The organism is Wohlfahrtiimonas populi, from assembly GCF_002006795.1.
GTDB lineage: Bacteria > Pseudomonadota > Gammaproteobacteria > Cardiobacteriales > Wohlfahrtiimonadaceae > Wohlfahrtiimonas > Wohlfahrtiimonas populi.
Genome location: NZ_MVDN01000002.1, coordinates 46,499 through 71,053 on the forward strand (window position 1 = coordinate 46,499; position 24,555 = coordinate 71,053).

16 protein-coding genes and 2 pseudogenes are annotated in these 24,555 nt (G+C 38.8%); 14 read left to right on the plus strand and 4 right to left on the minus strand.

What is annotated here, in order from left to right:
* Positions 1-52 precede the first annotated feature (52 nt).
* The 11 genes and pseudogenes from secD (at position 53) to BZK16_RS03160 (ending at position 17,051) form a co-directional block, all read left to right on the plus strand.
* Positions 53-2,896: a protein translocase subunit SecD gene (gene secD / locus BZK16_RS03110; protein ID WP_077927447.1), complete on the plus strand. Its 2,844-nt coding sequence runs from the start codon at positions 53-55 to the stop codon at positions 2,894-2,896.
* Between the two features lie 96 nt (positions 2,897-2,992).
* Positions 2,993-6,433: a DNA translocase FtsK gene (locus BZK16_RS03115; protein WP_233145173.1), complete on the plus strand. Its 3,441-nt coding sequence runs from the start codon at positions 2,993-2,995 to the stop codon at positions 6,431-6,433.
* 24 nt (positions 6,434-6,457) lie between these two features.
* Positions 6,458-7,834, plus strand: a complete 1,377-nt coding sequence (locus BZK16_RS03120) for a leucyl aminopeptidase family protein (RefSeq protein ID WP_077927448.1) — start codon at positions 6,458-6,460, stop codon at positions 7,832-7,834.
* Positions 7,835-7,866: 32 nt separating this feature from the next.
* Positions 7,867-9,183, plus strand: coding sequence for a D-alanyl-D-alanine carboxypeptidase (locus BZK16_RS03125; protein ID WP_077927679.1), 1,317 nt, complete (start codon positions 7,867-7,869; stop codon positions 9,181-9,183).
* Entirely contained in the window at positions 9,114-9,320 is a 207-nt protein-coding gene (locus BZK16_RS03130) for an SPOR domain-containing protein (protein WP_233145191.1), read from the plus strand. Before BZK16_RS03125 ends, BZK16_RS03130 begins: the two co-directional genes overlap by 70 nt.
* The gene (locus BZK16_RS03135) at positions 9,320-9,886 is read left to right on the plus strand and encodes a pseudouridine synthase (protein WP_077927450.1); all 567 of its coding nucleotides are present in this window, start codon (positions 9,320-9,322) and stop codon (positions 9,884-9,886) included. The genes BZK16_RS03130 and BZK16_RS03135 overlap by 1 nt, the downstream gene beginning before the upstream one ends.
* Before the next feature lie 112 nt (positions 9,887-9,998).
* Positions 9,999-12,512, plus strand: a pseudogene (gene aceE, locus BZK16_RS03140) (pyruvate dehydrogenase (acetyl-transferring), homodimeric type); the annotation flags it as partial.
* Position 12,513: 1 nt separating this feature from the next.
* Positions 12,514-12,975 (plus strand): annotated as a pseudogene (locus BZK16_RS03145) (transketolase-like TK C-terminal-containing protein); the annotation flags it as partial.
* Positions 12,976-13,006: 31 nt separating this feature from the next.
* Positions 13,007-14,317, plus strand: coding sequence for a dihydrolipoyllysine-residue acetyltransferase (gene aceF / locus BZK16_RS03150; protein ID WP_077927452.1), 1,311 nt, complete (start codon positions 13,007-13,009; stop codon positions 14,315-14,317).
* A gap of 9 nt (positions 14,318-14,326) precedes the next feature.
* Positions 14,327-16,414 carry a dihydrolipoyl dehydrogenase gene (lpdA, locus tag BZK16_RS03155; RefSeq protein ID WP_077927453.1) on the plus strand — a complete coding sequence of 696 codons (2,088 nt, stop codon included), beginning with the start codon at positions 14,327-14,329 and terminating at the stop codon, positions 16,412-16,414.
* Between the two features lie 232 nt (positions 16,415-16,646).
* Entirely contained in the window at positions 16,647-17,051 is a 405-nt protein-coding gene (locus tag BZK16_RS03160) for a hypothetical protein (RefSeq protein WP_077927454.1), read from the plus strand.
* Here BZK16_RS03160 and BZK16_RS03165 read toward each other — a convergent pair.
* Complete coding sequence (locus tag BZK16_RS03165; protein ID WP_077927455.1) at positions 17,044-17,595, minus strand: class I SAM-dependent methyltransferase; 552 nt, start codon at positions 17,593-17,595, stop codon at positions 17,044-17,046. The genes BZK16_RS03160 and BZK16_RS03165 overlap by 8 nt on opposite strands.
* 151 nt (positions 17,596-17,746) lie before the next feature.
* On the opposite strand from BZK16_RS03165, the gene BZK16_RS03170 reads away from it, so the two are divergent.
* The gene (locus BZK16_RS03170; protein ID WP_077927456.1) at positions 17,747-20,053 is read left to right on the plus strand and encodes a YgiQ family radical SAM protein; all 2,307 of its coding nucleotides are present in this window, start codon (positions 17,747-17,749) and stop codon (positions 20,051-20,053) included.
* Between the two features lie 75 nt (positions 20,054-20,128).
* On the opposite strand, the gene BZK16_RS03175 is transcribed toward BZK16_RS03170, so the two are convergent.
* Together BZK16_RS03175 and BZK16_RS03180 are read right to left on the minus strand one after the other, a co-directional pair.
* A complete protein-coding gene (locus BZK16_RS03175) occupies positions 20,129-20,599 on the minus strand; it encodes an outer membrane lipoprotein (protein ID WP_077927457.1) in 471 nt (156 codons plus the stop codon).
* 116 nt (positions 20,600-20,715) lie between these two features.
* Positions 20,716-22,053, minus strand: a complete 1,338-nt coding sequence (locus BZK16_RS03180) for a YjiH family protein (RefSeq protein WP_077927458.1) — start codon at positions 22,051-22,053, stop codon at positions 20,716-20,718.
* A 490-nt stretch (positions 22,054-22,543) separates the two neighbouring features.
* Here BZK16_RS03180 and BZK16_RS03185 point away from each other — a divergent pair, with 490 nt between their 5' ends.
* Together BZK16_RS03185 and BZK16_RS03190 are read left to right on the plus strand one after the other, a co-directional pair.
* Positions 22,544-23,467, plus strand: a complete 924-nt coding sequence (locus BZK16_RS03185) for a homoserine O-succinyltransferase (RefSeq protein ID WP_077927459.1) — start codon at positions 22,544-22,546, stop codon at positions 23,465-23,467.
* Positions 23,468-23,556: 89 nt separating this feature from the next.
* On the plus strand, positions 23,557-24,066 hold the full coding sequence (locus BZK16_RS03190; RefSeq protein WP_077927460.1) for an NlpC/P60 family protein: 510 nt from the start codon (positions 23,557-23,559) through the stop codon (positions 24,064-24,066).
* Positions 24,067-24,118: 52 nt separating this feature from the next.
* Here the strand turns inward: BZK16_RS03190 and BZK16_RS03195 are convergent, their stop codons facing one another.
* Positions 24,119-24,553 (minus strand): hypothetical protein, encoded by a 435-nt coding sequence (locus BZK16_RS03195; protein WP_077927461.1) that lies wholly within the window; start codon positions 24,551-24,553, stop codon positions 24,119-24,121.
* Between the last annotated feature and the right edge of the window lie 2 nt (positions 24,554-24,555).

Here is a 24,555-nt window from a genome sequence, read left to right on the forward strand (position 1 = left end):
GCAAGTGAATAACTTGCCTTTTCACTTTTCATATAACAACGAAGAAATAATTATGCTAAACCGCTATCCGCTCTGGAAAAACTTATTAATAATATTGGTATTGGCAATATCTACTCTACTTGCCTTACCTAACTTATATGGCGAAGATCCTTCGGTACAAATTTCAGCGACTCGTACAACTAAAGTCGATGATAAGCTCGTCAGCAATATCGAAGCTTTGCTTGCTAAGAAAGAAATTCCTTACAAAAGAATTGAAAAAGTAGATGATCAAGTTTTGGTTCGTTTTAACGATACTGAAACACAATTGAAAGCTAAAGATTTAATTGCCAGCGATCTTGGCAATGGCTATATGACAGCCCTAAACTTAGCACCCGATATGCCTGAATGGTTAGAAAGCTTTGGTTTTAGACCAATGTATTTAGGTCTTGATCTTCGTGGTGGTGTGCATTTCTTATTAGAAATCGACATGAAAACGTTGATCACTCAGTTGACTGAAAGCTATGCAGATGAAATCAAAACATCTTTAGGCGATCAAAAAATTGCTTATAAATCTGTGACTGTTCACGATTCATCCATTGACGTGATCTTTAACTCAGATGCTGAAGCTGCAAATGCTGGCAACGCTGTAACAATCAACAAGCAAAACTTAATGCAATTGAATTGGTCAGTGGATGGCAACAAATTAATTGCAAAATTATCTGATGCTGAATTAACTGAACGTAAACGTAACGTTGTGGCACAAAACATTGTGACATTACGTAATCGTGTGAATGAATTAGGTGTTGCTGAACCAATCATCCAACAACAAGGTGCTGATCGTATTGTTGTTCAATTACCTGGCGTTCAAGATACAACACAAGCAAAAGAAATTTTAGGCACAACAGCAACATTAGAGTTCCACATCGTTTATGAAAACTCTAATTTAGAAGCAGCACAAGTTGCCAATGGTTCAAAAAATGCACCATTAGGCACTAAGCTTTATCATTGGCGTGATACTGGTGCACCAATCTTATTGAAGCGCCAAGTAATGTTAACAGGTGAATCTATTGTTAACGCAACAGCACAAATTGATCCTGAAAATCGCCGTCCTTTAGTTTCTATTACACTAGATTCACAAGGCGCTGATAAATTCTCAGTTGTGACTAAAGCTAACGTTGGCAAACCAATGGCAACTGTTTTCATTGAGCATAAAGTAGAAACTATTATGCAAAATGGACAAGAAGTTAAGCGTAACTATATTGTAGAAGAAGTTGCCAATGCTGCAACGATTCAGCAACAGTTATTCAAAAACTTCGTGATCACAGGTTTAGATTCATTAGAAGAAGCAAATAAATTAGCGATTACATTACGTTCAGGTGCATTAGCTGCACCGATTCAAATCATTGAAGAACGTACCATTGGTCCAAGTGCTGGTAAAGATAACATTGACAAAGGTATGACAGCAGGCTTCTATGGCTTGGCTGCTGTAATGGTATTCATGTTAATTCGCTATAGCTTATTTGGTATGGTGGCAAACATTGCATTGGTTGCAAACTTAATATTAATCATTGCATGTTTATCATTGTTACAAGCAACATTAACATTGCCAGGTATCGCAGGTATCGTTCTATCTCTCGGGATGAGCGTGGATGCTAACGTATTGATCAATGAAAGGATACGAGAAGTTCTGCGTAAAGGCGTCAGCCCACAGAATGCAATCAACGATGGTTTTGGTAAAGCATTTGCAACAATCGTGGATGCTAACTTAACAAGCTTATTTGCTGCTGTTGTATTATTCCTAATTGGTTCTGGTGCGATCAAAGGCTTCGCAGTAACATTATCCATTGGTATCATCACTTCAATGTTCACAGCTGTATTAATGAACCGTGCGATTGTGAATGTTATTTGGGGTGGCCGTAGACTTAAATCATTGCCTGTTGGCGGCAAAGAGTTATTACCTATCTTTAGTGGTGAAACGACGTACGACTTCATGAAATATGCTAAAGCATGGTTAGCAGTTTGTATCTTTGTGATCGTCGCTGCAATTGGTTCTGTTGGCTTCTTTGGCTTCAAGTATGGCTTAGATTTTACAGGCGGTACAGAAGTTGAAGCTGTCTATAAAAACAGTATTGAAACAGATGATGTTCGTGATGCATTACTCAAAGTTGGCCTAGAAAATGCAGAAGTTCAGCATTTTGGTTCAAGCCGCGATGTATTGATCACATTGCCAATCATTGAAGGCATGAATGAATCATCTATTTCTACAGCTGTATTAGGTGCATTAGAAATTATTGATAAAGATGTAACCATTAAGCGCGTTGACTTCATCGGTTCAAAAGTGGGTGATGAACTAGTGATGAGCGGTATTTTAGCCTCTGTCATTGCAATCTTAATGATTCTTGCCTACATCTGGATTCGTTTTGAATGGAAATTAGCAACGAGTACAATCTTATCTACGGTGCATGATGCAGCATTTGTTCTCGCTGTGTTTGCAATCTTAGGTCATTATGGGCAACTACAGTTTGACTTAACATCATTGGCTGCTGTTCTAGCTGTGATTGGTTACTCTGTGAATGATACCGTTGTTGTATTAGACCGTATTCGTGAAAACTTCCGTGCAGCAAGAAGTGGCACACCGAAAGAAATTATTGATCAATCAATCAATCAGACATTGTCTCGTACGATTATGACATCAGTGACAACATTGCTCGCAGTATTGGCATTGTATCTATTCGGCGGTGAAGCAATTCATTCATTCTCCTTCATTATGTTGATCGGTATTATAGTGGGAACATACTCCTCTATCTTCATCGCATCAGCGAGTGCTTTAATCTTGGGAATAAAACGAGAAGATTTATTACCACCTAAAAAAGAAAAAGCAGAAGAAATTCAAGAAGAATCGATGACATACTTCTAAAATACTAAGCCCCAGCCTAACTGGGGCTTTTTAGATTTGGATGAATGTATGGTAAACTGCTGGCTCTATCGACATTCATTTATTGGGTACATAACATTGAAACAGGCCATTCGACGTCAGCCTCTTGAAATCACAACTGAACCAACAAAAAAAGCCAATAAGATCATTTGTAATATCATGTTTGGTGGCGTTGTTGCCATTGCATTACTCATGGTGATCAGTTTATTAACTTATCATCCTGAAGATTCAGCATGGAGTAAAACCATTGCAACCACACAAGTTCATAACTGGCTTGGTGCTCGTGGTGCATATTTCTCAGATATCTTATTCACAACCATTGGTAAAGCTGCATGGTTAGTGCCTGCCCTGCTCATTGCTTATGGTTATCGTTTAATTTGCCAAGCGGGCTATAAAAATCTAGACATCGAAACTATCATGATCAGAATCGTGGGCGTTGCATTAGTGCTTCTATCCGTCGCTTCTCTTATGAATGTATACAATCCAAATGATGATTTAATCTCACATGGTGGCGCAGTGGGCCAATTAACGGGAACATTATTAGGCCATTCTATTGGCTGGGTACAAAACTTATTCCCTGACAGCCTAATTTCTGTCACATTAAGCAAAATCATTTTATTCTTTCTACTATTCATTACATCGATCATGGCAACAGGCTGCGGTCCTGTTATTTGGATTGAAACCATTGGTGCAATTATGATTAAAGCCTTCCAATTTGCGATTGGGTTCTTTAAATCATCTAACAAAGCCGATACCAATAGTGATCTAGCCAATATAGAACATTTAATGACTAAAGAAGTGGCAGAACCTAAACTTGAAAAAGCACATGAGAAAATAGAAGAAGAATCATCTGAACCGAAACCAAATTTCTTCTCAAAATTCATCAAATCTAGAGAAAAACGAACAGAAGAAGAAACAGATGCAGATAACTTTCATACTGAGCCACAATTCAATGAAACTCAACAGAAGAAATCTAATGTTTCAAAAACTGAGCCTTCATTTGGATTTGGTGCTAATAATTTTGACAAAGTAGAACCTGATTTTACAAGCTCTGCTGATTCAGAAGAACGCTTTACACATTCATCAACCGAATCAACCATTACACCAAAATTTGAACCGCAAGTGGATGAAAATGGCCAACCTAAATTACCATCCATTTTTAAGCGCCCAACCATTACATCACCACAACAAAACAGTGCTTCATCATCAGAAGATACGCGCTTTAAAGGCTTATCTGATTGGGTAGATGAAACACAAGATGAAGCGCCATTAGTGATGCCTGCATCTATGTTCGCACATGCTTCACCAACACAAGCAATAGCTACAGAAGAAACGCCTGTATTTAATATGTTCGGGCAAAAATCTGAGCCAACCATTTCTAATGGAGTCACGGAAGAGCCTAGCATCACAACTCACACGCAAATGTGTCAATCTATGTTTTCGCAAACCAATAGTTTTGCTGATCATAGAGCTGCCGCACCATTATCTTCTGCCAATCCACATGAAAATGAACAAGATTTTAATGCATTCCTAGAAGAACTTGAAAAATATCATGCGCCAACATTCTCGGAAGAACCTTCATTCCCAACTGTGAATACAATCTCAGAAGATTTCCCAACAGTTGAAATCATTTCTGAACCTGTTGTAGAAAAAGATATTGACCTTCCAATTGATCTCCCACAAGTGTCAGAGTTTGTGGATGATTCTTATCATCAAAAATTTGAACCTGCGTTTGATCATCTTGTTGCGCCAACTCTAGAGCCAGAAGCTGAAGCTGTCGCAATGCCAACTTGGGTGCCTTTTGAACCTGAAACTGAAATCGTGCAGCCTGAATTCATCCAAGAAGAACCACCAGTAATTTCTGCAGAACCTGTATATAAACCTGCGATGGAAAATTTAACATCTGTTGAAGCACCTAAGCAAAATATTGTCATGCCTGCAGCTCGTATGCCAGAGCCAATGAGCGAAGGTAAAAAAGCTGAGCTATTGAAGCACTTCCCTATGGCGGGTCAATTACCACCATTGAATTTACTTGGTGATCCACCGCCATCACACAATCAATATGATGATAGTGAACTGTATGAGATGGCGCAATTAATCGTGGATCAGCTTAAAAACTTCTCCATTAAAGTTACTGTAGCTAACATTGAACCTGGCCCTGTTGTCACAAGATTTGCACTTGAGTTAGCGCCTGGCGTTAAAGTTGCACAGATCAATAATCTTGAAAAAGATATTGCACGTGGCTTATCTGTCACAAGCGTGCGCGTTGTAGATATTATTCCTGGCACAAGCTATGTTGGCTTGGAAATTCCAAATAAGAAACGAGAGATTGTTTATTTTAAATCTGGCTTAGAATCTCAAGAATATCAAGATGCTAAAGATCCTTTAACTTTAATTCTAGGTAAAAGTATTTCTGGCGAACCTGTATTAGCGAATCTTGCAAAAATGCCACATGTGCTTGTTGCAGGGACAACTGGTTCTGGTAAATCTGTGGGCGTGAATACAATGCTATTAAGCATGCTATTTAAAGCCCGCCCTGAAGAATTACGTTTGATCTTGATTGATCCCAAAATGTTGGAATTATCTGTTTATAACGATATTCCACATTTGTTAATTCCTGTCATCACTGACATGAAAGAGTCAGCCAATGCTTTACGTTGGTGCGTTGCGGAGATGGAACGCCGTTATATGTTAATGAGCCAATTAAAAGTTCGTAACATTGCAGGCTTTAACCAAAAAGTTCAAGATGCCATTGATGCAGGCAATCCAATCATTGATCCATTATGGCGCAGAAGTGAACATGTTTCTGATACAGAAAATCCACCTTTATTAGAAAAATTACCATTCATCGTTGTTGTAATTGATGAGTTTGCCGACATGATGATGCTTGTTGGTAAAAAATGTGAAGAATTAATCGCACGTTTGGCACAAAAAGCGCGTGCATCAGGCATTCACTTGATTTTAGCAACACAGCGCCCTTCTGTAGATGTCATCACAGGTTTGATCAAAGCAAACATTCCAACACGCATCGCATTCCAAGTTTCCAGTAAAATTGATTCTCGCACAATCATTGATCAGCAAGGTGCAGAGACATTATTGGGACATGGTGATATGTTATATGCACCGTCTGGCGTGAATGTACCAATCCGTGTTCATGGTTCATTTGTGGATGATCATGAAGTAAATAAAGTGGCAGAATTCTTGAAACTGACAGGCGAACCTGATTACATTGAAGATATTTTGCAAGAGCCAACAGAAGCCATTCCTGGATTATCACCAGAAGCTTCAGGCGTACCTGCTTCGCCATCAGATGAGCAAGATCCTTTATTTGATGAAGCAGTGAAAATAGTTGTGGAATCTAGAAGAGCAAGCATCTCCTATATTCAAAGAAAATTACGTGTGGGCTATCAACGCGCTGCACGTTTAATGGAAGAAATGGAAGAATTACGCATCGTCACACCGCCACAATCTAACGGTAACCGTGAAGTACTATTGGCAAATGATAATGACGACTTTTAACAAATAACCAATTGGAGAGAGAAAATGTTTCATGAATTACTGATCAATGCGCCGTCTATGGTTAAGGCTGTACCCATTTATTTATATCATCAGCTATCAGATTTTGCGTTCTCTCCTTTTGAGCAAAACTGGGTTCACCAATCGTTAGATAATGAACCTGAATTATTAGTGATTCCCGATGAAACAGGCGCAATCAGCAAAGTTCTAGTTAAATTTGATTCTGCTGAAGAGATGTTCTCACTTGGTAGCTTCTACACCAAAGCGCCACAAGGTGTTTACTACATTGCCAATGAAGATTTAACACTGGATGCACAGTATCAATTATTGTTAGGCTTTGCCTTAGGCGCTTATCAATACAATGAATTCAAAGAATCCAAACAACCCAATGTACAGATCTTATTCCCGAAAGAACTAGATCGTAAAAAACTAGTGAATGAAATCGAAGCGCACTATATAACACGTACTTTGATTAACCGCCCATCCAATCATTTGAATCCTGAATCTTTAGCGCAATACGCACAAAACTTATTGTCATCTCAAAAATGTACTGTCAAAGTCATCAAAGATGAAGAGCTATTAGAGCAAAACTTTCCATTAATTTATCATGTGGGCCATGGCAGTGAATTTGCACCCTGTTTAGTGGAAGTGACTTATGGCTCAGCGGATCATCCAAAGTTAACATTGATTGGTAAAGGCGTAACATTTGACAGTGGTGGTTTAGATTTAAAACCTGCAAGCGGCATGCGTTTGATGAAAAAAGATATGGGTGGCTCTGCACATGCCTTAGCATTGGCAAATTGGATCATTAAAGAGGAATGGCCTGTACAATTACGTTTATTATTGCCAATTGTTGAAAATTCAGTATCTAGCACAGCAATGCGCCCTGGTGACATTATTAAAGCGCGCAATGGCTCAACTGTTGAAATTGATAATACAGATGCTGAAGGCCGCTTAGTTTTAGCTGATGCAATCAGCTATGCATGCGAACAATCACCTGATGCAATTGTGAACTTTGCCACATTAACAGGTGCAGCACGCGTTGCATTAGGCACAGAATTACCTGCGTTATTCTCTAATGATGATCAATTAGCTTTGAGTTTAGTCAATTTAAGTCAACAAAAGACAGATGGCTTATGGCGCATGCCATTGCATCAAGCTTACAATGATTGGATCGAGACAAAATTTGCAGATATTTTGAATTCATCCACTCAACCTTATGGTGGCGCGATCACCGCAGCTCTTTTCTTAACGCATTTTTTAAGCGATAATGTGCCATTCGCACATATCGATGTTATGGCATGGAATATCCGTAATCGCAAAGGCCGTCCGATCGGCGGTGAAGCAATGGGATTACGTGCCGCATACTATGGCTTGGCTCAACATTTTGAGATTGATCTATGAAAAAATTACTACAAAAAATCATAATCACATGCATGCTACCAGCCATTGGTAGTTTGGGTGGTTTTGCTTACGCCAACACAGGATTCTCTGCACTTGTCATAGAACCCAATACTGGTAAAGTCATTTATGAGCATGATGCGAATCAACGTCGCTACCCTGCTTCATTGACTAAAATGATGACGTTATACATTCTATTTGAAGATTTATCGAAAGGTAAAATCAAAATGAATCAGCGCATCAGAATTTCACAAAAAGCTTCACAAGCTGAATGCTCCTGTTTGAAATACAAATCAGGCAAACGCATTCCAGCAGGTGCAACGATTACTGTGGAAACAGCTGTTAAAGCATTGATTGTGCAATCTGCCAACAACGTTGCAATCGCTGTTGCGGAACACATTGGTGGATCTGAAGCGGGCTTTGCAAAACGCATGAACCAAACCGCTAAACGCTTAGGCATGAAGAATACAAACTTTGTGAATCCGCATGGCTTGCCCAATGATGCTCAGTATACAACAGCACAAGATATGGTGACTTTAGGTGTGGCTTTATATAACCATCATCCTAAACATTATCCATTATTTAAGATGACAAGCTTTTGGTACGATGGCTATGAAATTAAAGGCCACAACCGTGTAAATCAAATGTTAGTGGGCGCTGATGGCATTAAAACTGGCTATATTCGTAAATCTGGCTCTAACTTAGTGACCAGTGCTCAGCGTGGTAATACACGTTTATTTGCAGTTGTAATCGGCGGAAAGAACACTGCTTCTCGTGATAACATCATGGTGAATATCATGGATGATTCTTTTGATGCATTGAAGCGTAACCGCCGTAATCCATCAATATCTCCTGTGATCACAGAAGATATGTTAGTGGGTTATGATGAAACTAAAACACCAAATCCTAAACTTGTTAAAGCATCCAATAATAAGAACTCAGTAACAATCGTTAATAATGAGATAACACCTGATATTCCAACGATTAAGCTAATTTCAACAAGCACGACAACTTATCAATCTAATCCACAATCTCCTGCTTCTATTCAAGTCGGTGCGTATAAAAACCGTAAATCTGCACAAGATCGCGCGCGCATTGCACATAGAAAATTGAAGCAAGGAAAGATAGATATTGTCCTCATAGATAATTTATATCGTGCTCGTTTGTCAGGTTTTGACTACGAAAATGCTACATTGGCATGTAATCAATTAAAACAAAGCGGTAACGACNAATTTCAACAAGCACGACAACTTATCAATCTAATCCACAATCTCCTGCTTCTATTCAAGTCGGTGCGTATAAAAACCGTAAATCTGCACAAGATCGCGCGCGCATTGCACATAGAAAATTGAAGCAAGGAAAGATAGATATTGTCCTCATAGATAATTTATATCGTGCTCGTTTGTCAGGTTTTGACTACGAAAATGCTACATTGGCATGTAATCAATTAAAACAAAGCGGTAACGACTGTATGGTCGTAGGAAAGTGATGAAAACAACACCTTTAATTGTACTGAATAAGCCATTTGGTGTGATTTCACAATTTTCTGAGCATGAAAAGCATACGACTTTAAAGTCGTATGTTTCGTTACAGGGATACTATCCTGCAGGTCGCTTGGATACAGATAGCGAAGGTTTACTCTTATTAACTAATGATGGCAAGCTACAAGCTAAGATTGCTTCCCCAAAGTTTAAAGTTGCTAAAACCTATTGGGCACAAGTGGAAGGCACTGTAACAGAGGAAGCAATTGCTCAGTTACACAAAGGCGTTAGACTTAAAGAATTCACAACATTACCTGCTGATGCAGAAATCATTCCAGAACCTGAAAACTTATGGGAACGTGTACCGCCAATTCGTGAAAGAAAAAACATTCCCACTACATGGATCAGCATCACAATCACCGAAGGAAAAAATCGACAAGTCCGAAGAATGTGTGCTGCCATAGGTTTTCCATGTTTACGACTCGTCAGAGTCAAAATTGGCAAGTTAAATTTATTTACCAAAAATTTAGAGCAAGGAAGTTGGTGTTTTATTTCACAAACAGATTTATTTTAAAATTTCGTGCTATCATTTAAAGCAATTCATCTGCTCAGCAGATTAATTTTGTAAATATTTCAGAAAGATAGAAAATATTACAATCACATTATTTCAAAATAGGTGAAGAAATATGAGCGATTTAAAAACTATTCAAGATATCGATCCAATCGAAACCCAAGATTGGATTGCCTCCATTGAAAGCGTAATCAAGACTGAAGGTAAAGAGCGAGCTCGCTTCTTGTTAGATCAGATCATTGAACGCACACATCGCGATGGCATCGAAGTTCCGTTCTCTGGTACAACAGAGTACATCAATACAATCCCTGTACATGAGCAACCAGCTTACCCGGGAAATTCCGATATCGAACATAGAATCCGCGCATATAACCGCTGGAATGCTATGGCCTTAATCGTTAAAACGAACTTAGCAGATTCATCATTAGGCGGACATATCGCAAGTTATGCTTCTCTAGCAACAATGTGGGAAGTTGGTTTCAACCATTTCTGGCATGGTCCAGAAGGCGATGATCACGGTGGAGATCTAATTTTCTTCCAAGGTCACTCAAGCCCAGGTATTTATGCTCGTGCTTTCTTAGAAGGCCGCATCACAGAAGAACAAATGCTTAACTTCCGCCGTGAAGTTGATGGTAAAGGCTTACCTTCTTATCCGCATCCTTGGTTGCAAGATGATTTCTGGCAATTCCCTACAGTTTCAATGGGCTTAGGTCCAATGCAAGCGATCTATCAAGCTCGCTTCTTAAAATATCTCCATGCACGTGGTTTGGCTGATACATCAAAACGTAAAGTATGGTGTTTCTGTGGTGACGGTGAAATGGATGAACCAGAATCATTGGGTGCAATCTCATTGGCTGGTCGTGAAAAATTAGACAACTTAATCTTTATCGTTAACTGTAACTTACAGCGCTTAGACGGCCCTGTTCGTGGTAACGGTAAGATCATTCAAGAATTAGAATCTAACTTCCGTGGCAACCACTGGAATGTTATCAAATTGATCTGGGGCAACGGCTGGGATGCATTGTTGGCTCAAGATGAAAAAGGCATTTTGCGTAAGCGCATGATGGAAGCAATTGATGGTGATTATCAAACATATAAATCTAAAAATGGTGCTTATGTTCGTGAACATTTCTTCAATACGCCAGAGCTTCGCCAAATGGTTGCACATATGTCAGACAATGATGTATGGCGTTTAAACCGTGGTGGTCATGATGAAAACAAAATCTATGCTGCTTATGATGCTGCAACTAAACATGAAGGCCAACCTTCTGTATTGTTGATCAAAACCATCAAAGGTTATGGTATGGGTCAAGAAGGTGAAGCACAAAATACATCTCACCAGCAGAAAAAAATTGGCGTAGAAACTTTACGTGCATTCCGCGACCGCTTCGAAATTCCAGTATCTGATGAAGAAATCGAAGAATTGAAATTCATCAAACCTGCTGAAGATTCACCAGAGATGAAATATCTTCGTGAACGTCGTGAAGCATTGCATGGCTATTTGCCAAAACGCCGTAAGAAAACTGATAATCCATTGCCTGCACCACAATTGGAAGCTTTCAAAGCACAATTGACTGCAACGCAAGAAGGTCGTGAAATTTCTACAACAATGGCATTTGTTCGTATGTTAAATACAATGCTAAAAGATAAAGCTATTGGTAAAAACATTGTACCAATCGTTGTGGATGAATCCCGTACATTTGGTATGGAAGGCTTATTCAGACAATTGGGCATTTGGTCTCAAGCGGGTCAAAACTATGTACCACAAGATGCTGACCAATTGATGTACTACAAAGAAGCAAAAGATGGACAAGTGTTACAAGAAGGCATCAACGAAGCTGGCGCAGTAAGTTCATGGATCGCAGCATCCACATCTTACTCAGTAAGCAACGTACCAATGATTCCATTCTTCGTATGTTATTCAATGTTCCAATTGCAACGTTGTTTAGACTTAGTTTGGGCAGCTGGCGATCAACGCGCACGTGGTTTCTTAATGGGTGGTACTTCTGGCCGTACAACATTGAACGGCGAAGGCTTACAGCATGAAGATGGCCACAGCCATATCTTGGCACAATTGATTCCAAACTGTGTATCGTATGATCCTACATTCCAATTTGAATTGGCTGTCATCATGCAAGATGGTTTGAAACGTATGATGCAAGATCAAGAAGATGTGTTCTACTACTTGACGATCATGAATGAAAACTACAGCCATCCTGAAATGCCACAAGGCGCTGAAGCAGATATCTTAAAAGGTATGTACTTATTGAAGAAAGGTGAAAACCCAGATTCAGCAAAACGTGTACGTTTGTTAGGTTCAGGTACAATCTTCCGCGAAGTTATTGCAGCTGCAGATTTATTGAAAGCAGATTGGGGCTTGGATGCTGATCTTTATGGTTGCCCAAGCTTCAATATCCTTGCACGTGATGTACAAGATGTAGAACGTCATAACATGCTTCACCCAACAGACAAACCACGTGTTTCTCATGTTGCTGAATTATTGAATGATTCTACAGCGCCAGTTGTTGCAGCATCTGACTACATTCGTTTATTTGGCGAGCAAATTCGTTCAGCAATCAAAGCACCATATAAAGTATTAGGTACAGATGGTTTTGGTCGCTCAGATACTNTTCCGCGAAGTTATTGCAGCTGCAGATTTATTGAAAGCAGATTGGGGCTTGGATGCTGATCTTTATGGTTGCCCAAGCTTCAATATCCTTGCACGTGATGTACAAGATGTAGAACGTCATAACATGCTTCACCCAACAGACAAACCACGTGTTTCTCATGTTGCTGAATTATTGAATGATTCTACAGCGCCAGTTGTTGCAGCATCTGACTACATTCGTTTATTTGGCGAGCAAATTCGTTCAGCAATCAAAGCACCATATAAAGTATTAGGTACAGATGGTTTTGGTCGCTCAGATACTCGTGGCAAATTGCGTGAGTTCTTTGAAGTGAATCGTTACTACGTAACTGTTGCTGCGTTGAAAGAATTGGCAGATCAAGGTGCAATCGAAGCAAGCGTTGTTGCAGAAGCAATCAACAAATATGGCATCGATGCTCACAAGAAAAACCCAATCTCTCTTTAATATTGACCGAATAAGAAAAGGATAAAAGATTATGGCAATGATAGATATGAAACTGCCTGATATCGGAAACTTTGATGAAGTTGATGTCATTGAAATTCCTGTTGCTGTGGGTGATACAGTTGCAAAGGATGACACATTACTGACTTTAGAATCTGATAAAGCATCCATGGATGTTCCTGCTGACGAAGCTGGCGTGATCAAAAAGATCTTAGTCAAAGTTGGTGACAAAGTTAAAGAAGGTGATGTGGTTTTCCGTATTGAAGCGACAGGTGCAGAAGCTGCACCTGCAGCGCCTAAAGCAGAAGAAGCTCCTAAAGCTGAAACTAAGCCTGCGCCTGCTCCACAAGTAGAAGCACCAAAACCTGCACCTGTTGCGGCACCAGTACAAGCTGCTGCTCCAACAGCAAACCAATCTAATCTTGATTTTTCAGGAGTTCACGCTTCCCCATCTGTGCGTGCATTTGCGCGTGAATTGGGTGCAGACTTGAATCAAGTGAAAGGTTCTGGTCCTAAATTACGCATCATGCGTGAAGATGTTGTGGCTCATGTTAAATCCATCATGTCAGGCTCTGGCAGTGTTGGTTCTATCGCGACAACGAATGGTGGCGGTTTAAGCTTGTTACCATGGCCAAAAGTTGATTTTGCTAAATTTGGTGAAATCACTCGCGAGCCAATGTCACGCATTAAGAAAATTTCTGGTGCTAACTTAGCGCGTAACTGGGCAATGATTCCTCATGTGACTCAGTTTGATGAAAGTGATGTGACAGATTTAGAAGCATTCCGCGTTATGCTGAATAAAGAAAATGAGAAATCTGGCAAGAAAGTGACAATGCTCGCATTCTTGGTGAAAGCTTGTGTGCATGCTTTACAGAAATTCCCAGAATTCAATAGCTCTTTAGATGGCGACGATTTAATCTTGAAAAACTACTTCCATATTGGTTTCGCAGCAGATACACCAAATGGTTTAGTTGTGCCTGTGATTCGTGATTGTGACAAGAAATCTGTAATTGAGATTGCTGCTGAAATGGGTGAATTGGCTAAATCAGCCCGTGATGGCAAATTAAAACCAGATCAAATGCAAGGTGGTTGTTTCACAATCTCTTCATTGGGCGGTATTGGTGGTACAGCATTTACACCAATCATTAATGCGCCTGAAGTTGCAATTCTAGGTGTTTCTCGCTCTATCATGAAACCAGTTTGGAATGGTAAAGAATTCGAACCACGCTTAATGTTGCCATTATCATTGTCATACGATCACCGTGTGATTGATGGTGCTGCTGGCGCGCGCTTCGTTGTTCACTTAAACCAATGCTTAGCAGATATGCGTCGCATTTTAGTATAAGGAACGATTATGGCTATTGAATTAAAAATTCCTAACATCGGCAACTTTGACGCTGTAGATGTCATCGAAGTTCTAATGAATGTTGGCGACGTGATCGAAATTGATCAAAACATTCTAACACTAGAATCAGATAAAGCTTCTATGGAAGTCCCTTCTGATATTGCAGGCAAAATTACTAAAGTTTTAGTAAAAGTTGGCGATCAAGTGAAAGAAGGTGATGTCATTGCAATGATCGAAGCAGGCGCAGCAGCACCTGCTGCATCTGAGCCGAAAACTACTGAAGCTAAAGCTGAAACAGTGGCGCCTGCACCAAAAGCAGAAGTTGCACCTGTTGCTGCGTCAGCATCACAAGTGATTGACATCAAAATCCCTAACATTGGTAATTTTGACAGTGTTGATGTCATTGATGTTGCATTTGCTGTGGGCGATACCATCACTAAAGATCAAAACTTATTAACTTTAGAGTCAGATAAAGCTTCGATGGATGTTCCTGCTGAAGTGGATGGCGTGATTACTGAAGTTCTAGTTAAAGTTGGCGATCAAGTAAAAGAAGGTTCGACAATTGCTCGTGCAACAGTTGATGGATCAGCATCTGCACCTAAAGCAGAAGCTAAATCTACTGAAGCACCAAAAGCATCTGAACCTGAAATGCAAGTTGCAGCAGCAACACCTGCACCATCCAATCTTGATTGTGATGTTGTTGTGATTGGTGCTGGCCCTGGTGGCTATTCAGCAGCATTCCGTGCAGCTGATCTTGGCTTAAAAGTTGCGATGATTGAAAAATACTCCACTTTAGGCGGTGTTTGCTTGAACGTAGGCTGTATTCCATCCAAAGCATTATTGCATGTAGTGAAAGCAAAAGAAGAAGCTGAAATCCATTTAAAAAATGCGGGCATTTACTTTGATGCGCCTCGCGTTGAATTGGATGAAATCCGCAACTATAAATCATCTGTTGTCAGTAAATTGACAGGTGGTTTGGCTGGCATGGCTAAAATGCGTAAAGTTGAAGTGATCCAAGGGATTGCATCATTCAAAGATGATCATCACTTAGATATTCAACAAGCAGATGGCACAACTCGCACATTATCATTTGATAAAGCGATCATTGCAGCAGGTTCACATGCGATTAAATTGCCTTTCATGCCAGAAGATCCTCGCATCATTGATTCAACAGGCGCATTGGAATTACGTGAAATTCCTCAGCGCATGCTAGTCATTGGTGGTGGTATCATTGGCTTAGAAATGGCAACTGTTTACTCTAACTTGGGATCCAATGTAGAAATCGTTGAGTTCACAGAAGGCTTCATCCCTGGTGCTGACCGTGATTTAACAAAAGTCTTTGAGAAGTATAACAAAGATCGTTTCAGCAAATTGATGTTCAAAACTAAAGTTGTGGGCGCAGAAGCATTACCTGAAGGCATTAAAGTTAGCTTTGAAGGCGAAAATGCACCAAGCGAAGCACAAGTTTATGACTATGTATTAGTTGCGATTGGTCGTGCACCAAATGGCTTGAAATTAGATGCACAAAATGCAGGTATCAACGTAACAGATCGCGGATTTATCAATGTTGATAAACAAATGCGTACAAATGTTGGTAATATTTTTGCAATTGGTGACATCGTTGGCCAACCAATGCTCGCGCATAAAGCTGTTCATGAAGCGCATGTTGCCGCAGAAGTTTGCGCTGGCCATAAACGCTTCTTTGACATCAAGCAAATTCCATCTGTTGCTTATACTGATCCTGAAATTTCATGGGCGGGTTTAACGGAAACTGAAGCGAAAGCTAAAGGCATCCCTTATGAAAAATCAGTATTCCCATGGAGTGCAAGTGGTAAAGCATTGGCAAGTTCTCGTGAAGAAGGTTTAACTAAGTTAATCTTTGATCCTGAAACTAAAACCATTTTAGGTGGTGCGGTTGTGGGTATCAATGCAGGTGACTTGATTGGAGAAATCGCATTTGCAGTTGAAATGTGTGCAGATGTATTAGACATTGCTCATACAATTCACCCTCACCCTACTTTGATCGAATCAGTGGGTATGGCTGCAGAGGTTGCTGAAGGTTCTTGTACAGATCTTCCACCTGCTAAGAAAAAATAATTTTTCTTAGTCAAGATACATCGAATAAACGGCTTTAAAATCTTTTAAAGCCGTTTTTGTTTATTATTTGTTTTTAAACTCATTATTGTTAATCATTACTCAATTTATCCTTAGACTCAATCAACAAAATATGATATAAATTTTACATAAATATTCTATAACTAATTAAATAATAATTATATTTATACTTGTTTAAAAGATGTAAACATATCAACAGAAGAGGATGATTCGCATGTTTGAAAAAATTGCCATATCCATTACTACATTTGTCATAGTAATGTTTATTGCCCTTTATTATTATCAAAGTGGAACTGATGCACCGAAAGAATGTATTGATTTACATAATGATTATATAAGGCTTTCAAAATTAATTGAATCAGATGAATATAATGAAACAGCTCGAAAGATTTTCTCTGATGAGCGAATTAGCCATATACATAACATTGAAAAGCATTACCATCGACTGTTGCAAGAACGTTTCCGACGCAGCGGCTTTGATGATTTCAAAGCCATCTGTATCAATGCAAAAAGTACAATGAATCTGCCTGAGATTATCCAAGCCCTAGAAATGCAACGCGCCAAAGACTTAGAAGAAGATTCTAATGAATCTCATCAACAATATGACTTTCTTATTTAGGTTTACATACATACACATAAGCAGGCGGGAAATTTTTAACCACCAGTTTTCTTTCCCATTCAAAATAACGAGACAAAACTCGTTCCATACGCTGAGTATATTGAAATAGGATAAATGTTCCTTGAGTTTGCTCTAAAATTTGTAAAGTTGCCTTAATGATTCGCAATGAAATTCTTAAAGGCAACGATAAAAATGGCAAACAAGAAAAAATAACTTGATACGGTTTATCTAACATCTCAGCAGAAACTTTTCTAACAATCAATCGAGAATCTTTGATCTCTTCCAATTCGTGAAAGAAAGCAGGATTAATTTCATAAGCTGACAATTGAGCATCTTCTGGCATTGCCTTTAAGATATGGTGAGTCAAAACACCATCACCTGCGCCCAATTCTGCAACCACTAATGATTTTTGATTCCAATCCACAGATTTGACCATAGCTTCACATAATGCTGATGAAGAAGGCATTAAGGTACCAAAACTACGTGGTGATTGAATAAAACTATTGATATACTTCAAGTGTTTCTTTAAACGAGGGGGTGCCATCGGCTGCACTATCCTATCTAGTTATAATGTAAAGCAATTATACCAACAATTTGAATTTGACGATTACAATTCAATTTATTATTAATAATCAGACAATATTGCCAATATCAAAGTATAATGTCGCCTTTTACCACCATTTTGTTAGCCGTATATGAACTTCTCTTTTTCCAACGACGCCAAACCTCTATTTTCCTATAAACCTTATTGGGCAAAACGCTTTGGCGCAGCACCATTTTTACCCATGAGCCGAGATGAAATGAATATTCTCGGATGGGATAGCTGTGACATCATTTTAGTCACTGGCGATGCCTATGTTGACCATCCTAGTTTTGCTATGGCAATTTTAGGTCGCTTATTGGAAGAGCAAGGCTTCCGTGTTGGCATCATCTCTCAGCCTAATTGGCAAAATACAGATGATTTCATGAAGCTAGGTAAACCTAATTTATATTTTGGTATTTCGGCCGGTAACATGGATTCCATGGTGAACCATTACACATCTGATCGAAAAATTCGTCACAATGATGCTTATACACCTGGTGATGTCTCTGGCAAGCGACCAGATCGCGCATTGCTTGTCTATTCACAGCGTGCGAAAGAAGCTTATAAAGATGTGCCAATCATCGTAGGTGGCATTGAAGCCTCGCTCCGTCGTATCGCCCATTATGATTATTGGTCAGAAAAAATCCGCCGCTCTGCTCTACTCGACTCTCGTGCTGATATGTTATTGTTCGGCAACGGTGAGCGCAGTTTGGTAGAAATCTCTCACCGTTTAGCTAAAGGTGAAAAAATCAGTGATATGTTGGATATTCGTGGTTCAGCTTTAAACTTACCACATCAACGCAATCACTTTGGTTTAACTGAGTTAGATTCAACAACTTTAGATGAAGTGGGAAAAATTGAGCCTTTGATCAATCCTTATACCAATCAAGTCATTGGCTCAGAAAATGAGCAAACACCTAACTTTCCTAAAGACTCAAGCTTTAATGCTGCGTTAGATGAACCAGAAATACCAACCTGTGGCACAGATTTAACCCCAAAAGACCGCAATCAAAAGCGTGAAGAAAAACAGCAAGCACGTAGAACCAATTACATTCGCTTGCCAAGTTTTGATCAAGTTAAAAATGATAAAGTCTATTATGCGCACACAAGTCGCTTGTTGCATTTAGAAACGAATCCATACAATGCACGCCCATTAGTTCAACAACATGGCGACCGTGATGTTTGGGTGAATCCTCCACCATTACCTTTAGAAACAAAAGAAATGGATGGCGTTTATGATTTACCTTATTCACGCGCACCTCACCCTGAATATAAAGGCGCAAAAATTGCAGCATGGGAAATGATTAAATTCTCAGTCAATATTATGCGTGGTTGTTTTGGTGGTTGTTCATTCTGTTCTATCACAGAGCATGAAGGTCGAATCATTCAAAATCGCTCACAAGATTCTATTTTGCGTGAAATTGAAGAGATTCGTGATCGCACAGAAGGCTTTACAGGTGTTATTTCAGATTTAGGTGGCCCAACTGCCAATATGTACCGTTTGGCATGTAAAGACCCACAAATTGAGCATAACTGCCGTCGCTTCTCTTGCGTTTCACCAGATATTTGTAAAAATCTGGATACAAACCATAAGCCATTAATTGAGCTTTATCGCCAAGCACGTAATGTGAAAGGCGTTAAGAAAATCTTGATTGCTTCTGGCTTACGTTATGATTTGGCAATTCGTGATGAAGAGTATGTCAAAGAATTAGTGACACATCATGTCGGTGGCTACTTGAAGATTGCACCAGAACATACTGAAGAAGCACCTTTAGCTAAAATGATGAAACCAAGCATTACAAACTATGACAAGTTCAAAGTTTTGTTTGAAAAATTCAGTAAAGAAGCTGGTAAAAAGCAATACTTAATTCCTTACTTCATCGCAGCGCATCCTGGTACATCAGATGAAGATATGATGAATTTGGCATTGTGGTTAAAATGCAATGGCTTCCGTGCAGATCAAGTCCAAGCATTTATCCCTACGCCAATGTCATTGGCTGGTGCAATGTACCATTCAGAAAAAAATCCATTGAAACCTGTGAAAACAGATTCAGAAGCAGTATTAACGCCAAAAGGCTTGAAACACCGTCGTTTGCATAAAGCATTCTTGCGCTACCATGATCCAGAAAACTGGCCATTATTGCGTGAAGCATTGAAACAAATGGGCAGAGCTGATTTGATTGGTAATAGTAAGAATCATTTGATTCCACTATATCAACCAAAAGGTACAGGTTTTGCAGGTGGCGAAGGCAAACGTCTTGGCAAAAAACATCAGCAACAATCGTTTACAACGAAAGGTGTATTCACTCGCCCTAAGGCAGCTAGCACATCGACCTTTGGAAAACCTTCATCTAGCAAGACAACATCTGCGAAGCCTTCAAGTGCAAGACCTCAAAGAATGGCTAGACAGAAACCATAAACTATAATCAATAAAAATCCCCATCTACGTTAAACATAGATGGGGATTTTGCTATCTAGCCTAATAATCTAATGATTATAAAGGTACTACACGTGCTGTACCACTTGATGTTGTCGTAATGCGAACACGTTGGCCATTGTAGAAAGATGTACCTTTCGCTTCTTGAACATAAGCACGCGTTTGATTACTATCATCTAAACGAACCATAACTTCAACGCCTTGTGTACGCATTATGCCTTCTTCAGCAGCAGCACCAGCCATTACACCTACAGCAGCACCAGCAATTGTTGCCAATGTTTTACCTTTACCACCACCAACTGCACTACCAGCAACACCACCCAAAGCACCACCAGTAACAGCACCTAAACCTGATTTCGTACCTTCGATTTGCACTAGACGAGTACCGACAACTGTACCCACTTGTACTGCTTGTGCTTGTCTTGCTTCAGAACGTGAATAGCTATCGCCTGACAGTGATGATGCACAACCTGACAATAACAATGTGATAGCAGCAGCGATAACAACTATTGAACGATTTCTCTTCATATTATTTCCTTCATCAAAAATAAGTTGATCACTCACAGTATATTACATTAAAACAAAGAAGAGCAATATATCCCTGTTGCTCTTCTACTGCATTTATACTGGCTTTCTGCAATGCATTAACCTAACCAACCCATCGCAATCCCTAAACGGAAAACGAAGCTAGACATTAACAAACATAAGACTGTACGAATGAACCATAATAAAATTAGATGCCAAATCTTAATACGTACAGATGTTGCCAAAATACATGGAATGCTACCTGAAAAGAATAATACACTACCAACCGTTGTCACTGCTGTGATAAAGCGAATGGACAAGTCTGCATCTTTCAATAAAATGGATGGCAAGAACATTTCTGCCAAACCAGATGCCAATGCACCACTATATTGCTGAGCATCTTCAAAGCCTGTCATCCATAAAAACGGTTTCAAAACAACGCCAAACCATTCAAAGATTGGCGTATATTTAGATAGCACTAAGCCAATAAAACCTATCGCCAATATTGATGGTGCAACAACTGAAGACATCGCCAAACCATCTTTTAAATTTGCCCAAATCAATTTCAATACATTCGGATTACGCTCATATTGTTCAATCCCCAATAAAGCAGCATGTTTGAATTTATCTTTCTTCGGTGGTTCTGGCATAGGATCTTTTGCCACATTATCAAATAAGCTAATTGGCGGTAAATATACAGTGATGGATGTCACTGTAAATGTCACAAAGAATGTGCTCCAAAAGTAGAAATTCCAATATTCCATCAACCCTAATGTTTTTGCCACAATGATCATGAAAGTTGCTGAAACTGTTGAAAAGCCTGTCGCTACAATGACAGCTTCACGATGAGAATATTTACCTTGCTTATAAACTCGATCTGTAATTAATAAACCAATAGAGTAACTACCCACAAAAGATGCAACTGCATCAATTGCCGAAGCGCCTGGAGTTCTGAATAATGGACGCATCAATTTTTCCATAAAAACTGATACAAATTCCAATAATCCAAAACCAATTAAGAATGTTAATGCAATCGCCCCCACAGGAATCAATAAACCTACTGATAGTGCCAATTTTTCAAATAAAAATGGCAACATATCTGGCTTCATTGCCCATTCTGGCGCATAACCTGTTAAATACATGATCCCCAAAATAAAGCCGATAACTTTAAATACAGAGAAAATCATTTCGCTCACTGAGCTTTTATATTTACCAGTAATGTAAGGTGAAAAAGCACCATAAGCCATAATCAGTAGTATTAATGTAAGTGCCATTGGTCGCAAATCGACAATCACAAAGCTTGCAATATGATCAATTAAAATTGTTTCTTTACCGCCAATATCGACAGATAAGAAAAACATTACAACACCAATCAAACTCAAGAAAAATATTTTAATCAATGTTAAAGCACTGACATTACGTCCTTTGTCTGCCACATTTTTGCAAGTAGCGTCCATATTATCCTCCGAAGTACAACAAATTATTGAGATCCTCTAACATGTAATGAATCATTCTGCTCTTATCTAAATATGGCTTTTATAGATCTGCACTACACATTTCGGATACTATCATACTTAATTCATTTGTCTTCACATTTTTATAAAACATAACACTTTGTTTTAGATAAATTTTAAAATTATTATTAACATCAAAATATTACATAAAAACTACAATCATCTTTTGTATAGACATACCAACCATCAATACATAATGCTTGACACAATTCTAGTTAAATGATTTGATGTAAAGCACGTTAATTCAAGAACTGAAAAAACATGAATACAAACCAATTTCAACCAATGATGATGCTTTAGAGGGTTACTCGCTGAGTGACTCTCGAACCTATGTGAGTCACTCTAAAGCGCACCATTGATTGTAGTTTTAATAAAGCCAGAGTGATAGCCGCTCTGGCTTTTTTGATGGATATTATATTTTGAGGAGAAAATTATGCCTGTTGTTATTCCAGAAGATTTACCTGCAACCCAGATTTTAAAAGACCACGGGATATTTGTGATGAATTCAGAGCGAGCGCAAACGCAAGACATTCGCCCTATTAAGATCTGCATCTTAAACCTCATGCCTGATAAAATCACAGCAGAAACTCAATTACTGAGTAAACTCAGCAATGGCACATTACAAGTGGATATCACTTTAATGGCGATCGAAAACCATATTTCTAAAAACACAAAACAAGCTCATTTAGATACTTTCTATAGTTATTTTGATGATATTAAAGATCAATATTTTGATGGGATGATCATCACAGGCGCACCAATTGAACTCTTAAAATTTGAAGATGTGACATATTGGGATGAACTCAGCAAGATCTTTGAATGGAGCCGTGAACACGTTTTTACATCCCTCTATATTTGTTGGGGCAGCCAAGCTGCTTTGAAATATTTTTATGATATTGATAAACACACCTTCCCTGAAAAATTAACAGGCGTATTCCCTCACATTAAAGAAAAAGAAGATTCTCAGCTATTAATTGGCATTGATGATGTGTTCTATGTACCACAATCACGCAATACAGAAAGTGATCCTGATGCTATTCGTAATCATCCTGATTTAGAAGTCATCGCAAGCTCCAAAGAAGCTGGTATTCATATTGTTTCAAGCAAAAATGGGCGCCAATTATTCATGAGTGGACATCCTGAATACTATAAAGAGACACTTTTATTAGAATATCAACGGGATTTAGCACAAGGATCAACGGTTGTGCCTTGTAATTATTTTGTCGATGATAATCCAGAAAAAGCAATACAAACCCGATGGATCAGTGCTTCTAGTATATTTTTCCAAAATTGGCTGAACTATTTTGTTTACCAAGAAACGGATTATGACTTTACTTCTCAAAATTCTTCGTCATAATAAATAAAAATATATAAAAACGGTATAGATCAGGAAAGTATTCCTGATCTATAATGCGAAAATCTCACTCTATTATTGACGATTACTCTATGAAAAAAACATTAGCCATTATGATGTTGACTGTACTTGCGACGGGTTGTGCTTCGACAGGTAAAAATGCTTCATCAAAAAACTCTGTAGCACGTCATGCCCAGTTAAGAGATAACTTAGTTGTTACAACAGAACTTAAAAAACAGCTTAAACAATGGAAAGGCACACCTTATAGATTAGGTGGCGATTCATTGAATGGTATCGACTGTTCTGCTTTTGTACAACGCACATTCAACGATAAATTTGATATAGCATTACCACGCACAACACTTGCCCAAACATCTCAAGGCATTAAAATCCCCAAAGAAAACTTAAAACCGGGTGATTTAGTCTTCTTTAAAACTAATTGGCGCGGTGGAAGCGGTTTACATGTTGGCATCTATAACGGTAACAACCAATTCATTCATGCATCCACGTCACGCGGAGTCATGACATCATCACTGGATGAGAAATATTGGAAACAGAGATTCTACCAAGCGCGTAGATTGCAAACACCTGCTGTGACCTAATTTGATACACAATAAAAAAGAGTGGTTAGCCACTCTTTTTTATTACTTTAAATTATTCTTCATTGATATCAATTTCAACACTAATGAGCTGATATTGATGATTATATTTCATCACAGCGCGATTACGCCATAACAGCTCTAAATCATCTGTATACAATTCGATTTTATCTTCATAAACCACAATTGCATCCAATGAAACAAAATCAAATAACTCTTCCAAGACATATTCTGCTTCACCATCATTGAGCCAATCACGATTTTTAATCTCTAATAATCGCTCCAACCCAGCAATGAATGCATCTTCAAACTCATCACTTTCTAAAAAACTGATTAACTGATTACCTACTACTTCGATGTTATCAGCATCTGCCACCAAATTAATCTTCAAAGGCATTTCTGATAACTCAATGCTACCGACATAACCTTTCAATACTTCTTCATAAATTAAATCACCCAAAACTGGATGCTGAATCACTAATTCACTCATCT